The organism is Ensifer sp. PDNC004, assembly GCF_016919405.1.
GTDB lineage: Bacteria > Pseudomonadota > Alphaproteobacteria > Rhizobiales > Rhizobiaceae > Ensifer.
The window spans coordinates 923,337-939,503 of the sequence record NZ_CP070352.1; the positions used below are offsets into that span (position 1 = coordinate 923,337).

The window sequence follows — 16,167 nt, forward strand, 5'->3', positions numbered from 1 at the left end:
GAGTGAGCATGCAAAACCGGATGCCCCCCCTGACAGCCGGGTACGCTGAGAGATGTCGGGCGATCGAAGACAAGGGCGTCCTGTTGCTTGCAAATATCAGCCACCGTTTCGTCCACTAAATTCCAACCGCGTGCAGTGCCTGCACAGGAACGGTAACGGATGCGCGCGGATACTAAGGGACCCGTCGCTCGCTGACCCAAACAGTCACCTCGATGCGATATGTCGTGTCGTCCGCGACGATGACACGGGTCGGTCGCCTCGTTTCTGCAGGTACTTCATGGTCGCCTGACAAGTAGACAGCTTGTTCCGAGCGCTGGAAGGTTTTCTGCCGTTCGCGAATGCCGCCATCGCCTGATGCAGGCGCCGATGAGGAGGGTCGGTGCAGTTTTCGCGTGGCCCTTGTCGGCATCGCGGTCTGCCATCAAATCAACGATTGGCGCCGATCCCCGGCTTGTTGCGGCGTGCAATTCGGCTGGGGTTCGTGTTTAAGAGCGAGGAAAGTTCGCCCGATACAGAAATTCGAGGCCTCTAGGCACTCGAGCCAACCCGCGGCGCTGCCAGATGTCATCAATCAATGCGGCACACCCCATTGCTTGGCCGATACGGTCGGTTGCACTCCCAGCCGTTACCGGAATAATCAAGATGCGCGTTCTCAGGAAGCTCGATTACGGAACATACTGCCCCCTTGGCTTCAAAGCCGCGGTCACATTTCCATTTCAGGCCGTAGGGTGTATCCGCGAAGCTCGCGTTGTGGGGAACCTTGACGGCGACGCAGGCCTGGTCCTTCGCTTCATATCCACGATCGCATAGCCATTCGTTGCCGCTCGTTGTCAAATAGGCATGCTCAGGGACGTGCAGCGCGACACATTTGCGGCCAACAACTTGATAACCGCGGTCACATTCCCAGCCCTCGCTGTAGCTCGAGTCGGTAAGAAACGCATTCTCCGGCACCTCGATCCGGTCGCATCCCTGGCCATTTCGGAGAAATCCGCGCATACATCGCCAATGGCCGCTAGAATATGAATCAAGATAGGCATTAGCCGGCACTTGAACGGCAAGGCACTCGTCGCCCCGTTCGGCAAAGCCGTAGTGACATTCCCAGCCTTTGCCGTAGGTTTCGTTGGTCAGGAACGCGTCATGGGGCGCCGTAACGGGAACACAGGATTGGGCCACTTCTCTGAAGCCGCGATTGCACTCCCACCCCGACCCGTAGCGATTGGCTTCGGCATTCGCGGGCACCGAAAGCGTTTCTTGACCATACGCATAGGGGATGGACAACAGTGCTGCTGATAGAACCAGGATCATCTGGAGAGCCAACGCTGGATCGGATCGTCGGGGCATTTTTGAGTTCTCCGTTCGGCAGGCTGATTTCAAGGTTGGGATATTAAGGCGGTGAACTGTCGGTTTAGAAGCTGCCCCGAGACGGCCAGACTTGGCGTCGAGTGGCAGTGTAGCGAGTCATTCCGCTGGATCCTCGTGGCGCCCCTCCGTCATCATCCCATTGTTCTAGACTTTCGGTTTCAATCTGCCGTGGAGTTCGCAGTCCCTTCCGGCTCTGCAGTTCGGCAAGCAAGGTGTCTGCCGTGACCACAACCGCCTTGAAGCGTTCGACGAGAAAGCCGGCGCGCCGCAATACGCCATCGAGCATTGCCAGGTCGGAGGGGGCCAAGGACTGTCGGTGTGCGGATGACATGAGGCTACTTTCTGTTGACTGAAAAGTCGCAAGGGATGCGCGTTATCGCAACTCTGGATCCTTCCAGCTGCGTGTAGGCACTACGTGCCGTCGCAGTCACCGACGGCGTGATTTACGAACCGGCTTGGTTGCAGGCGCCTCTGCAACGGCTTGCGAAGCGGTATTCTCCAGGCGCTGCGCCTTGAGCTTCTCGGTCTTCTTTTCACGAGCGATCTTTTCGGCGGCGACGATGGCTCTTGCCGTATGATCGGTGGCTGCCGCCTTTTCGCTGGCGGAGATCTTCACCGGTTTAAATGCGGCGTTGGTGTGTGGCGTCATGGCCTATCTCCTGATGTGATGCTTGCTGCCCGAAGGCTCAGCGCGTTCTCGCCGCTTTGTACGGTCCAGGCAGCAGGCCCTCACGCTGGAGCTTCTTGCGCTGCAGCTTCCGTTGGCGCCGCACCGCTTCTGCCTTTTCGCGCACACGCTTTTCCGAGGGCTTCTCATAGGAGCTGCGCGCCTTGAATTCGCGGAACAGACCTTCTTTCTGCATCTTCTTCTTCAGAACGCGCAAAGCCTGATCGATATTGTTGTCTCTGACGAGCACTTGCAAAAGATATTCTCCTGTTTTGGTCGCCCGTGACTATCTGCCAGGCATTGTGCTCAATGGCTTGAGCCATGGCCGGCTGGCGGCCGCCCCAGGGGCGTCCTCAGCCGAAGTTTCGGCGTGTTCGATGTCTGTGGCCAGTAGGCAGCGCTCGAACGTCTCGCCCTCCACCCGTACGCGATAGCGGGCCTCGCCACTATCGGTCGGCAACAGGCCGACAACCCGGCCAAAGCGGCTGACCAAGGCCTGTTGTGTGGCGCTCGCCCTCAGCACAACCTTGTTGCCAATTCCCAACCCGGCGCGGCTCATGGCGATCCCCCGAAAAAATGAAAGTCCCAAGACACAAAAAGGTCGGGTTACTTCCCCGACCTGTTCCCATCATTCAAATGCTTCCCTGTCAGTACATCCGTGGTCAGAGGAAGGCGAATGACAAACTATTCCGGCCTGAGATTGTCGTCCGAGCTCTTGCCCGATTTGCGGTCGCTAACCACGTCGAATGTTGCCTTCTGACCGTCGGCCGGCGAGCCCAGCGCATTCAACCGCCGAGATAGGCACGAACACATCGATACCCCGTCACCTTGTTGAATGAAGCCGAGGCCCTTGGTGCTGTTGAACCACTTTACCGCGCCTGAATCGAGGATAATTTCCTTTCAATCGTCGATTCTTCCAGAAATATTTCTTTTTGAATTTGAGAGCATATCTGGTTGCGCAGAAGCGCAGATTCAAAATTCGCGATCAATTTTCTATGAAAAAACATATAAACGATACTTTTTAAAACTCAATTGAAATATTGAAATATTCACCTTATGCCGATGAAAACATCACGAGAGCCTGACGTTCCGGTTTATTCGTCGATTTATTTTTCTTTTTATTGTACGCACGGAATGAGTCTAACAGGGTCGACCGGTTTTCCTATGCTCGAGCATCGGCGTCGATGGGGTACGCGCTGATCTCGCTCCCGAGCGCGCTTGCAACCATGAAGCGGACACACCACGGTCGCCAAGCGCCTCGGCGACCGGTCCCGACGTCCTCTTCATCAACTGGACATCCAATAGAGCAGCATCGGGGTCGGTCGCTCTCAAGGCATAGCACGGCAGTCGCGGCATTGGCGCTTGACGCAAACACTCCCAGGCTACGCGACTTGGCCCGCTTGGAAGGAGAGCTGGACTGAAGTCGCCATTCGCCCTGAAAGTTAGTCAGCGACATCTACTTCGCAACGCCAATTGAATTTCGTCGATGACAATTGGACCTGACGTTCCCGATATTCAACGCATCGACAAGCGAAACGCACCGCGTGGTCCCGCGGCCAGGACGCAAGGATTGCCCGATGGCGAAGACCAAGGGCGGCAAATTGAACAATGTCCATCGGCCGGTGGAAATTAGAGGTTGGCGGGCATCAGAATGGCAGGGCCGTGAGCTAAAGCCCTTGCCTGTTCCTTGTTCGCCTCGACTTAGAAGAGACCCCTAAACGTCATGTAGGCAACAAATCCGATTGCCAGAGCAGGCGAAGCCTGTATTGCGAAGTGGATTAGGGCTACGCGTTGTCGAGCTAAGTGAGCCATCGCCGCCTCCTACTTCTTGACGAACGAGGGGTACGTAACCCCTGCACGAAAGTTGCGGATGACGCGTGCTGATCTCTTGTGGTCAGGGGACGTCTGGGAACCCTCTAAGGTGAGGAGTCCAGAGCTGGCCAGGAACTCCTTGATCTTCCGGAGATCGGCGGACAACGAGTATGGGGGTAAGACGGAAGACATAGGTCCTCCTTTCATTGGGGCCAGGCATCGCCTGAGCGGCGGCGCCCTTTAAATGGCCACCGAAGGATCGACACTGCGCTCTTTTACCTCGCTCCGCAATGCGGAAACTCGAATCTGAAAAATGGACTTGTTTTAAACGCAGTTCTCCCTTAGATCACATGCATCGGTTTCGCTGATGAGCGCTGGAAAACTTCTGCCGCTCGCGAACGCCGCCATCACCTGATGCCTTTGACCACGGATGTACTGGCACTGGTGAAAAGGTGATGATGAGGAAGGTCGGTGCGGTTTCGCCCCGGCCTTTTTTGTTTCTACAGCAGTGGCTGCCTCCGACTTGTTGTGGACCCAATGTGCTTGTCGCCACGCGCTGCCGATCTTGCCTGTTGAGCTTTGTTTTCTCGCCTTCGCGTCAAAGCCGACCTTTCCTCTCAAAATCGATCTCTCTGCCTTCGTCGTCATCTTGTCGGCGGGGGAACTCAATCATGATTTTGAAAAGGAATTGTCATGAACACTGGAACCGTAAAATTCTTCAACAACATCAAGGGCTTCGGATTTTCGAGCTCGAGAATGGTGGAGCGGACGTATTTGTCCACGCGTCGAAGTAGGCTTGCATTATGGGGACGGACGCTACCCTCAAGAAGCGGCTTAGCGAATGATGAACGAAGCGGTTTCGCCAGTATAGCGACTTCGATTCCGTTTCGATCCATCCAGCGGACTACCCGGCATGGATCCGCTCCGGGAAAGACTACGCGCCGCGAGTTGGCGGAGGTAGTGCGTCGGCTGCGTCTGGGATTCTCGGCGCTCGATTCGCGACTCCCGCTGATGGTTGCTTTGTCCGCAGTTTTCAATAACTTGCGCTTCCATTAGAAATCAATCGAAGCTTGCAGGTTCTCTGCACGCGAGCCCGCCCAATGAATGAAGTCTATGAACGCGTCATTTGAAGCAGCTGCACCTTCGGAAGTCGCAGATACCGAGCACTTCGGATTGCCACGCTCTCGGTTCGACACGACAAGCATGCGGCAGCAGGATGCGCATCTGATGTGGCGAGAGTCGATTGGCGTGCTGTTCGACACACGTCTCCGCGGCCCGTCCGACGAACCGTTCTTTGCCAGCGTCGATGCGGCCCTGATTGGAGGTGTCGGGGTCGCGCGCACGCGATCAAGCGGTCAGGACTTCGATCGGTCCCGCTACAAGATCGCCCGCGACGGCATGGACGGGTATCTCGTGCAGTTTTATCTCAATGGTCAAAGCGGCAGCCGCGGCGGCTCCGACAGCATTGCCCGCCCCGGTGACCTCTACGTGATCGATATGGCGCAGCCGCTCGCCACATCGACAATCGATCATGAGCATCTCAGCCTCGTCATTCCGCGCCAGATGCTGGCCCCGCGTCTCAAGCGCCCGGACGACAATCATGAACTGGTCCTACCGGCGAACATGCCGCTCGTTTCGCTGTTGAGGGACACGCTCGGCAGCCTGCACAAACAGCTGGATCATATCTCCGTCGGTGACGCGGAGGCGGTCCTGTCGCCGCTGCTCGATCTTGCCGGCGCTGCGATCAACAGCCAGACGAGCGAGGGCAACGCAGCAAGCGTCGGCCATGCCCTGTCGATCGCGGTCAGGCGCTACATAACCGACCACCTGCTCGAACCCGATCTGACCGTGGAGCGTGTCATGGCCGCATTCGGCCTTTCGCGCCGAACGGTCTACCGGCTTCTGGAACTGGTTGGGGGATTCTCGGTTTTCCTGGCGCAACAGCGCCTGCGGCGCGCCTTCACAAATCTGCGAGCGCCGGAATACAGGCACGTTGCAATCGCAGATCTCGCATCGGCGCATGGCTTTACCAACGCGGCAAATTTCAGCCGTGCGTTTCGTCGCGAATTCGGCATGTCGCCGCGGGAAGTGCGGCATCTTTCGGCAAATCATCCCGCCCTGCTGAAATCCGCGGCCGGCCTGTCGGCGACCGACTGGTCGCAATGGATCAGTCTGATCGGGCGATGAGGACCTCAGTGGCAAAAGGTCGGTGCGGCATCGGACCGCCAATCTGGCAGCAAACGCAGGGTCACTGGCACGGGGTGCGCATTTCCACGCCTGACCGCCTGCATCAATTGAAGACCGTGCTTTCTCCGAGCTAACACGAAACGCGCCTGCCATGGCGCGTTTTTTTGCTGAGAGAAATCCGTCATGACAAGCGATCGATCGGCCACGGCCGCACCCTCCTGCACCCGAGCCGGATGTGCGATGAGCGTCGAAAAAGATTGCATCGCGGCGCAGGGTGAGGCCGGGCCGGACGGCAGAGCAATGCGCCGATCGTGGCGTACGTGGCGCCGGCTGCTCGTAGCGCTCATCGTTCTTCTTTCCGGCCTCGCGGCCGAGGCGGGAGAAGCATTCGCGGAATCGAACGGTTGCAAGAATATCGTCGCGGATCTCAACGGGAAAGAGGTCGGATTCTTCTCGGGGACCTATCCAAAAACTGATTTTGAAGCCACTGACCAGCTTCATATCGAGCTGATCCGCAATCCGAGCTACGTGGATTACGGTTTCTTTGCCGCGATGGCCCAAATAGGCCCCCAATACATGGCGGTCCAGAATCAGTCAGGCGTGGTAACCGGCAGCGAATCCGCATCGATATCCGGGAGAGAACTTGTTCAAGGTGGTCTCTATATCGAATCCGAAAACCACAGCGCGATGGCATCTCCCTGGCGTATGGAAGTGGTCTGTGTCACGAAGAGCGATCCTGCGGACGCCTTGCTTTCCGCTCTTGTCCTGTCGAGCGGCACGCTCGAGCCGGCCTTCGATACGAATAACTTCAGCTACACGGCCAAGGTAGCCAGTGGCGTTTCCACCCTTGCGGTGACGCCGTCCGCGGTCGGAGCCACAGCGACGGTGACGATCAACGGCGAAACCGCAACGTCCGGCTCACCAACCAACGTTGCGCTCAATGTTGGCAGTAATACGCTGAAGATCGCCGTGGCGACCGAGGACCGCTCGGTCAAGCGGACCTATTGGCTCGTCGTCACACGCGCCGCACCTCCCACGATCACCGGTCTCACCCCTTCCACCGGAAGTACGGCCGGTGGACAGTCCGTGACCATCACCGGCACCAACTTCATCGGTGTGAGTGCTGTTACCTTCGGCGGCACGGCTGCGACCACCTTCACCGTCGACAGCGCCACCCAGATTACCGCCATTGCGCCGGCACGAACTGCCGGACCGGCCGATGTGACCGTGACGACCGTCGACAACACCTCCGTGACGCGCGCGAACGGTTATACCTACGGCTCCACGCCGGTCGTCACCGCCGTCAAGCCGGTCAACACGCCCGCACGAACCTACGCCATCGGCGCCTCGCTGATGTTCGACGTGGATTTCGATCAGACGATCGCCATCAGCAACGGATTTCCGCACCTCAAGGCCGTCCTTGGCGCTGTCGAGCGACGGATGAACTTGATCGGATATGGCTCGAGCACCATGAGGTTCGCCTACACGGTTGTCGAAAACGATCTCGACGAAGACGGAATCGCGATCGGGTCGATGTCGCTCGAAGGCGCCACAATCAAGGATTACTACCACGTAGCGGACGCAGACGTAACACTGCGCAACATTGCCGACATGTCAGGCATCAGGATCGATGGCGTCCGGCCCACCGTCGCGTCAATCAAACCCGCTGGGACCGGCACGATCTTCGACGTTGAATTTTCCGAACCGGTCATGGCGGTGGACATCGGCAAGTTCACCCTGGTGAAAACAGGAACGGCGCAAGGCACGATCGACAGTGTGTCGGGATCGGGATCGGCCTATCAGGTGCATGTGGCGAATGTTTCTGGAGACGGCACCTTGGCTCTCAGCTTGTCCACGGGCACGGGCATAAAGGATATCGCCGGCAACGAGATGGCCAGTGCGTTCACCGGCGGCACGCCCATGATCGTCACGCCGCCCTCAATCGACGCCAGTCTCTCGGGCATCGGCATGTCCAACGGCACGCTCACGCCGGCCTTCGACGCCGCCACCACCAGCTACAGTCTCTCGGTAGCCAATAGCGTTACCAGCATCGCCGTCACACCGGCCAGCACACATCCCGGCGCCACCGTCTCGGTCAACGGAGCCGTCGTCTCGGCGCCGGGCAGCGTTCCCGTCAGCCTCCAGGTCGGCGACAACGCCATAAGGATCGTGGTTACGGCGCAGGACGCCGTCACGAAGAAGACCTATGACATCGTCGTCAATCGCGCGGGCGCAGTTCCGGATGCACCGACTGATGTCAGCGCTGTGTCGGGTGACGGCGAGGCGACGGTCAGCTTCACCGCCCCTGTGAATGCGGGCACCACGCCGATCAGCAGCTACACTGTGACGTCTGATCCAGGTGGTGCCGTGGCAACCGGCGGATCGAGTCCCATCACCGTGAAGGGCCTTGCCAACGGAACGGCCTACACCTTCACAGTGACGGCCACCAACAGCATCGGCCCCGGTCCGGCCTCCGATCCGTCCGGTTCGGTCACACCAAAGCCTGCTCCGGTCGCCAACGCTGTGAGTGCGACGGTTGCGGCAAACTCCACGGCCAATCTGATGACGCTCAGCCTCAGTGGCGGCGCGGCGGACACGCTGGCCATCGGCACCCAGCCGACGCACGGTGCGGCTTCGGTTTCGGGACTGGCGATCACCTACACCCCGACAGCTGGCTACTCCGGTTCCGACAGCTTCACCTATACCGCCACCAACACCAGCGGTACGTCGAATGCCGCGACCGTGACGATCACCGTTTCTGCGCCGACCCTCACCTTCTCGCCGCCGGCTGGCGCGCTACCGGGTGGAACGGCCGCGACCGCTTATGGCGGCGTCACCGTTACGGCCGCAGCCGGCACCGCGCCCTATACCTACGCCGTCAACGGCACGCTGCCGGACGGGCTGACGCTCGATCCAGCGTCCGGTCTTATCTCGGGAACGCCGACGACCGCCGGTGACTACACCTTCACGGTCTCGGCCACCGACGCCAACAACGCAACGGGGATGGCGGCCTACTCGATCACGATCGCGGTCGAGGCGCCGACCGTCGGCGATGTGAGCGCAACCGTCGCGGCAAACTCCACGGCGAACGCCGTCACACCAGATCTCGGAGGCGGAGTTGCCGATACGCTGGCCATCGGCACGCAGGCAACGCACGGCACGGCTTCGGTGTCGGGACTTGCGATCAGCTATACACCGACACCAGGCTATTCCGGCTCCGACAGCTTCACCTACACCGCCACCAACCCGACCGGTACGTCCGCTGCCGCGACCGTGACGATCACCGTTTCTGCGCCGACCTTCAGCTTCTCGCCGCCGGCCGGCGCGCTACCGGGTGGAACGGCCGCGACCGCTTATGGCGGCGTCACCGTTACGGCCGCAGCCGGCACCGCGCCCTATACCTACGCCGTCAACGGCACGCTGCCGGACGGGCTGACGCTCGATCCAGCGTCCGGTCTTATCTCGGGAACGCCGACGACGGCCGGTGACTACACCTTCACGGTCACGGCCACCGACGCCAACAACGCTACGGGGACGGCAGCATACTCGATCGCAATTGCGGTCGAGGCGCCGACCGCCGGCGATGTGAGCGCAACCGTCGCGGCAAACTCCACGGCGAACGCCGTCACACCAGATCTCGGCGGCGGAGTTGCCGATACGCTGGCCATCGGCACGCAGGCAACGCACGGCACAGCTTCGGTTTCGGGACTTGCGATAAGCTATACACCGACACCAGGCTATTCCGGCTCCGACAGCTTCACCTACACCGCCACCAACGCCAGCGGTACGTCGAATGCGGCGACCGTGACCATCACCGTCACGGCACCCACACTCACCTTCGCGCCCTCAGCCGGCACGTTGACCGGGGGTATCGTCGGGACGGCCTATGACGTCATAGTCGTCGCGTCGGCCGGCACCGCGCCCTATCGCTATGCCGTGACTTCAGGCGAACTGCCTGCAGGCCTCGCGCTCGATGGCATCACCGGTCGCATCTCGGGGATGCCGACGACCGCCGGAAGCTACAATTTCACCGTGACGGCAACCGACGCCAACAACGCAACGGGAACCGCAAGCTACTCGATCGCCATCGTCATGCAGGCTCCGACAGCCAACAATGTGCGTGCGACTGTCGCAGCAAACTCCGCTGTCAACCCGATCACGCTTGATCTCACCGGCGGCGCAGCGAATTCCGTGGCCATCGGCGCCCAGCCGGCGCACGGCACGGCCGCGGTGTCGGGACTCGCGATCACCTATACCCCGACACCGGGCTATTCCGGTTCCGACAGCTTCACCTATGTGGCCACCAACGCCACCGGCACCTCGCCTGCCGCAACGGTGGCGATCACAGTGACAGCGCCGACACTCGCCTTCTCGCCGACGACTGGCGCGCTGGCGAGCGGAACCGCCGGAAGCGCCTATGGCGGCGCCACCGTCATCGCCTCGGGCGGAACCGCGCCCTATCGATATGCGGTCACATCGGGCCAGCTTCCTGCGGGCCTCGCGCTCGACGGCGCCACCGGCGCGATCGGCGGCACCCCGACCCGGGCCGGAAACCACGATTTTACCGTGACGGCAACCGATGCCAACAATGCTTCCGGAACCGCACGCTATTCGATCGCGATTGTAGCGGCCCCAGTCGATTTCGCCTTCCAGCCACCCGCTGGAGCGCTCACGGACGCCATGGCCGGCGAGAACTATAGCCAGCCAATTGCCGCCAAAGGCGGAACCGGGCCGATGCTCTATCGCCTGGCATCCGGCGCCTTGCCCAAGGGCATGGTCCTCAACATCTCGACGGGTGAACTGACCGGCCCACTGGCCGCGGATGCCGGCGGGAATTACACGTTCACAATCGAGGCTCGCGACGGCAACGGCGCAACGGGAACGGCGAGCTATACCGTCAAGGTCCAAGCCCGCACGATCACGGTCAGCGACAAGGTGGTCGATGTCCCGGCCGGGTCCGCACCGCCCGATGTCTATCTCAATCGCGGCGCCACCGGCGGTCCGTTCATTGGGGCCGAGACCACCTTTGTCGAACCGGCCCAAGCCGGAACGGCGTCGATCATCCAGGGCGAGTTGGCACAGGTCGGTCCGGTCGCCGCCCCGGTTGGCTGGTATCTGAAGTTCACGCCCAGCAGGGCGTATTCCGGCCAGGTGCGCGTCGGCTTCCGCATGATCAGTGCGCTCGGTACTTCCAACACCGGGACCGTGACCTACAATCTCGCCTTCGATGCGTCCGGGCACGCTGCGGAGATCGACGCGCTCGTGCGCGACTTCGTGCGGACGCGGCAGAACCTGATCGCCTCGACCATCAAGGTGCCGGGCCTCATCGACCGGCGGCGGATGGCCGCGGGAACGGACACGGTGACCACGCGTATGACACCTTCCACCGTTGGCGTTACACTTGGCTTTTCCACCAGTCTTGCCCAGATCGAGGCTGCGCGCGACAGCGCCGATGGCATTGACCAGGCAGAAGCCTCGCCGTTCAACATCTGGCTCGACAGCACGTTCCTGATGCACCGCCGTAAGGACGACGATGACAAGTGGGGCAACTTCGGCATGGTCTCGCTTGGCGCAGACTATCTGCTGTCGGAGAAGGCGCTGCTCGGCCTGTCCTTCCACTATGACCGAATGACCGACCCGACCGACGAGGATGCGGAGCTGTCCGGCAATGGCTGGCTCGCTGGCCCCTATGCCTCATTCGAACTCGGCAAGAGTATCTTCTGGGATACGAGCCTGCTTTATGGCGGCTCGTCCAACACCATCGATATGAACATGAACGCCTTTGACGGCACGTTCGACACGCGCCGCTTGCTCATGGACACCTCCGTCAAGGGGCAATGGCAGCTGGACGATGCAACCGTGTTTACGCCGGCGCTGCGGGCCGTCTATTTCTCCGAGACGGTTGACGACTATGGAGTGAAGAACGGCGCCGGCGACCTCATCGACCTCAAGGGCTTCACCGAGGAGCAATTGCGGGTCAGTCTGAGGGCGGAGATTGCCCGGCAGTTCAGCCTTGAGAACGAGATGACGCTGACGCCCAAGCTCGCCGGCACGCTCGGCTACTCCGGGCTTGATGGCGCGGGCATGTTCGGCTCGCTTTCGGCCGGACTGTCACTAAAAACCGCGGAGAGCTGGTCGATCGACACCGGTCTGCTATTCAACATCGAAGGCGACGGTGAGACATCTGCGGGCGCAAAGGTTGGGGTCAGTGGACGTTTTTGAATAAGCATGCCAGGCGGTACCGACTTTACAGGAGTGTCGCAACACAAGCTCATCCAGCTTGCGCGCCGGCTCAACGACCAGCCGAGAAAGTGCCTCAACTACAAGGCGTCGGCCGAAGAGCTTGCGGGCCAGCGCGCCACGCGCCTTTCTGGAACCGGCCCGTCTTGCGACCGCCAGCGCCCGACACTTCAGCTCTGCCCCTTTGACCGGTCGCGTCCCGATGACATTGGCCGACTCGTGGAGCGCGGTGCGCACACTGCCATCACCGATCTTTGAGATGCGACCACCATGATCGGTCACGCCCGATTGATATTTCTTCGGCGTCAATCCGAAGTGCGGCCCCACCGCTCGTGATGAGCGGAATCGCTCCGGCGCATCGACGGCCGCCACAAATGTCAGCGCCACCAGGACGCCAACGCCGGGCGTCGTCATGAGTCGCTGTGCGTAGTCATCCCGGTGGGCGATGGCATGCAGATTGCGTTCAAAACCTGCAATTTCATGCACAAGCGCGTCGCGCATCTTCCGTAGTGCCGTAGCGATCGCCTCCAGGGTCGAATGGCCTTCCATCAGTTCGCGGATGCGGCACATACGGGCGAACTCTCGGGCAAAATAACATTGTTTGTTTCGACGTATTCAGCCCAGTGCTGAATTAGCCGCTCTCTAGTCATTGGTTGGCTCGAAGAAAGATCGACTGTCTCGGCTGGATCGGCGGCCAAATTGTATAGCTGCCAGGAACCGGTGCCATAGGGTTCGCATAACCAGAGCAACTTCCAGTCGCCCTGCCGAATGGCTCGACTGCCGAAAAGTTCCCAGCCGAGCCAATCGGATGAATCGCGAACCGAGGCGCGCGAAGCATTCAAGATCGGGACAAGAGCCTTGCCTTGCAATTGAGCAACTGCTTTGCCGTCGTACTCGTCCGGGTGTGGTACGTTCGCTGCGGCCAATATCGTCGCCGGAATGTCCATTATGTGCGCGAGCGCGTTGGATATCCTTCCGCTTCCCCGGACGGCGGGTCCAGCTATGATCAAAGGCGCTCGTATACCGCCTTCGGACAGAAAACCCTTGAAGAGACGAAACGGACCGGCACTGACCTGGGCCCAAGCTGCGCCGTACTGAATGAAGGTTCCCTTCTTGCCCCAGTCCTCGAAGCGACTGTTGTCCCACGGCTTCCCCATGTTCATCATCGTGCCTTCGGGGCCATTGTCCGAGAGGAAAATGATCAAAGTATCGTCATAAAGGTTGTTTGACTTGAGATACCTGATCAGTTTGCCGATGTTGGCATCCATATGCTCGACCATGGCTGCGTAGAGTTCCATTCTCCGCGAGGACTGGCGTCGATCGTTATCGGATAGCTCGGCCCATGCGGGGACGCTCGGGAGCCGCGGAAACGTGGTCGCAGTTGCATCGACGATACCAAGCTTCTTCATACGCTCTATACGGGTTGCGCGCGTAGCGTCGTAACCTTGATCGTAACGACCTTTGTATTTGTCGAGCCATTCAGCGGGCAATTGAAAGGGGTCATGTGGGGCCTGTAATGCCAGATAGGCAAAAAACGGCTTTCCGTCGCCGCGGTCCTTCTCGATGTCGTCAATGATTGACGACGAATAATCCTCGCTCGAATGAAAGCCCGGACGTAAGGATTGGATCGCTTGCCCATTATGCGTATAGAGTTGCTTTTGCCCCTTTGCCCCCCACATATCATCGAGATGGCTTCCGCCACCGGGGATCAAGGTCAAGTCGCGTATGAAGCCTCGAGCCGCAGGCCAATGGGCAGGGTCCTCGCCCATGTGCCACTTGCCCGCCATGTAGGTATTGTAACCCGCGTCTTTCAGCAACGATGCCACTGTCACGACTCGGTCATTGAGATACCCTTCGTAACCACGATTTCCCTTCTGATTTGGAGCCATAAATTCGGCCATGTTGCCCAGACCGGCGATGTGGTTGTCGACGCCCGTCAACATCATCGCGCGCGACGGCGAGCATGTCGCGCTCACCCCGAAATTCGTAAATCTGAGCCCGACCGATGCCAGCGCATCGAGATTTGGCGTACTGATCTCGCCACCGAAGCTGCCGATATCCGCGTACCCCAGATCGTCGGCAACGATGAGGGCGATATTTGGTCGCCGTTCCTGTGCGAGGCTTAGGCTGGATGAAGCCGATAGAAGGAACAGTGCTGCCGCGGTGCTCGGTGCTGCATGGGCCATGACGCGGCGGACGAGAGACAACGCCATACTAAATCTCCAAATATCGACTGAGCTGTAGGGCGGGCGTCACGTGCGGCCTCTATCGTGCAGCTGCTAAAATCGAACTTCCAGAGTCAGTATTGGCCCCTGCTGTACGGCGTCAAAAACGAACCCGTCTTTGCTGTAGTCGACCCCTAGTGCCCGGTAGCCAGCCAAAGCTGAAATAGTCTCGTTGAAACGGTATCCGATCGCGGCGGCAACATCCCAGTCGACATCAGCTCCTCCAGCGCCGACAAGGCCCCAGCCCGTGAGATAGATTTCAGGTGTGATCGAATAGGTGCCTCGAAGACCGGCGACCGCATCGACCCATGTCGCATCGTCGGTTGCGGAACGTCCATCGAGAATGCCCCCGCTGAAAGAGACTTCGTTCTTAGCGGACCAAATGCGCGCGCCGCCGGCGACATCAAGCCGGGCCGCGGAATCTTCGAAAATCGTGTAACCTACACCCAGCAATCCCGCGAAGGTCTCGGCAGATACCGAGACATCAGACGCAACAACGCCCCGCGGCGTCGCACCTTGACCTGAAATCTTCGTGTAGATCACGTCACCGAAAACACTATAGGGACCATAGCGCGCTTCACCCATCGCCATCGCCGCGAACTCTAGGTGATCGAATATATCGCCGAAGCTCGCGTCGATATGCGCCTCGGGCAAACCAAAGGATGCGACGTCCCCTTTCAGGCCTGCGGCCCAAAAGTAAGGTGCAAACGAGAAGGTCCAACCGCCAGCAGTCTCAGTCTCTTGGACTTCGGGCGTCATTGGTGATTTGAGGTCGGCAGCCAAGGCACCGCCAACCACCAGAAAACATGTCATGGTTGCGATGGAAAAGAGATGTGCTTGCATTGTTCCCCCAAGTGGTTCCCACCACGAACTGGTTTCTGACAGCATACTTCAGAATAAACTCAAACATGTCCAAGCAAATTACGGCACTACGTTCGACGATGGCACCATTTTTGCGCCGGTGTGACGAACTTTGGTCCCGCGCATGGGCCGCAGTCCGGCCAAAGGCGTCCAGCCCCTCCCCTGTCACGCCGCCATGACTCGACACGGCGGAGGCTTCGAAAAATGCCGAGGCGCCGATGTCTCGCCTCGCGGACTGTTGCGCGCTGGCCTTTCTTGTGGTGACGCTTCTTCTGGCGGCGATCGCATGGGTACTTGCAGGACAAGCCGCAAGGGCACTGGCGGCGCTGGTGATTGCCACCGTTGAATGGTCAGCGCGTCCGCGTGGACAAGTCATCCCTGCAGGCCTCGCTGAACTCTGTGAGCAGGTTCAAGTCGCCCTTCCTGACAGTCTCCGTGACATCATGAAGGCTGCGATTCGGGCCGAGGTAGGCTTCGAGAATGCGCCCCTCGATCCGTTCGGCAGCGCTGATCACCGGGCGGGCCGACATCACACGCATGTGTCCGATCAAGGCGTAAAGCCTTATCATGTTGGTGACGTCTTCCGTCTGATGAGTCAGCGCGTCTCCATAGAGTCGCGCGGCCTCATCAATGAAATCGCTGTAGAGCGCCTCCAGCTTCTCCCTTTCTTTTTGGCGTACTGCATTGTGAAACTGTGCTCGTTGCGTGAGCCAAGTGGTGCTTAGCGCGGTCATACTGCCGATGATAGCACCCGCGAGGGCGGAAAATGCCGGAATATAGGCTGGATTCAAGGCTGCCTCCGCGACACAGGTG

The 16,167-nt window shown here is 59.8% G+C and carries 8 protein-coding genes and 2 pseudogenes; 2 read left to right on the forward strand and 8 right to left on the reverse strand.

The window, feature by feature from the left end:
- Nucleotides 1-567 precede the first annotated feature (567 nt).
- From JVX98_RS04065 to JVX98_RS04080, 4 genes and pseudogenes are all read right to left on the reverse strand, one after another.
- Nucleotides 568-1,341 (reverse strand): hypothetical protein, encoded by a 774-nt coding sequence (locus tag JVX98_RS04065; RefSeq protein ID WP_192451283.1) that lies wholly within the window; start codon nt 1,339-1,341, stop codon nt 568-570.
- Between the two features lie 448 nt (nt 1,342-1,789).
- On the reverse strand, nt 1,790-2,011 hold the full coding sequence (locus tag JVX98_RS04070) for a hypothetical protein (RefSeq protein ID WP_192451282.1): 222 nt from the start codon (nt 2,009-2,011) through the stop codon (nt 1,790-1,792).
- A 37-nt stretch (nt 2,012-2,048) separates the two neighbouring features.
- Nucleotides 2,049-2,285: a 30S ribosomal protein S21 gene (gene rpsU, locus JVX98_RS04075; RefSeq protein ID WP_192451281.1), complete on the reverse strand. Its 237-nt coding sequence runs from the start codon at nt 2,283-2,285 to the stop codon at nt 2,049-2,051.
- 428 nt (nt 2,286-2,713) lie between these two features.
- A pseudogene (locus JVX98_RS04080) lies at nt 2,714-2,920 on the reverse strand (cold-shock protein).
- Nucleotides 2,921-5,068: 2,148 nt separating this feature from the next.
- Here JVX98_RS04080 and JVX98_RS04085 point away from each other — a divergent pair.
- The gene (locus JVX98_RS04085; RefSeq protein ID WP_205235891.1) at nt 5,069-6,028 is read left to right on the forward strand and encodes a helix-turn-helix domain-containing protein; all 960 of its coding nucleotides are present in this window, start codon (nt 5,069-5,071) and stop codon (nt 6,026-6,028) included.
- 687 nt (nt 6,029-6,715) lie between these two features.
- On the forward strand, nt 6,716-12,250 hold the full coding sequence (locus JVX98_RS04090) for a putative Ig domain-containing protein (protein WP_205235892.1): 5,535 nt from the start codon (nt 6,716-6,718) through the stop codon (nt 12,248-12,250).
- Between the two features lie 227 nt (nt 12,251-12,477).
- Here JVX98_RS04090 and JVX98_RS32645 read toward each other — a convergent pair.
- The 4 genes and pseudogenes from JVX98_RS32645 to JVX98_RS04110 form a co-directional block, all read right to left on the reverse strand.
- Nucleotides 12,478-12,691: pseudogene (locus tag JVX98_RS32645) on the reverse strand (transposase); the annotation flags it as partial.
- A 125-nt stretch (nt 12,692-12,816) separates the two neighbouring features.
- Nucleotides 12,817-14,481 carry an arylsulfatase gene (locus JVX98_RS04100; protein WP_205235893.1) on the reverse strand — a complete coding sequence of 555 codons (1,665 nt, stop codon included), beginning with the start codon at nt 14,479-14,481 and terminating at the stop codon, nt 12,817-12,819.
- A 66-nt stretch (nt 14,482-14,547) separates the two neighbouring features.
- Nucleotides 14,548-15,336 carry a hypothetical protein gene (locus tag JVX98_RS04105; RefSeq protein ID WP_205235894.1) on the reverse strand — a complete coding sequence of 263 codons (789 nt, stop codon included), beginning with the start codon at nt 15,334-15,336 and terminating at the stop codon, nt 14,548-14,550.
- Between the two features lie 368 nt (nt 15,337-15,704).
- A complete protein-coding gene (locus JVX98_RS04110) occupies nt 15,705-16,145 on the reverse strand; it encodes a hypothetical protein (RefSeq protein WP_246764792.1) in 441 nt (146 codons plus the stop codon).
- Between the last annotated feature and the right edge of the window lie 22 nt (nt 16,146-16,167).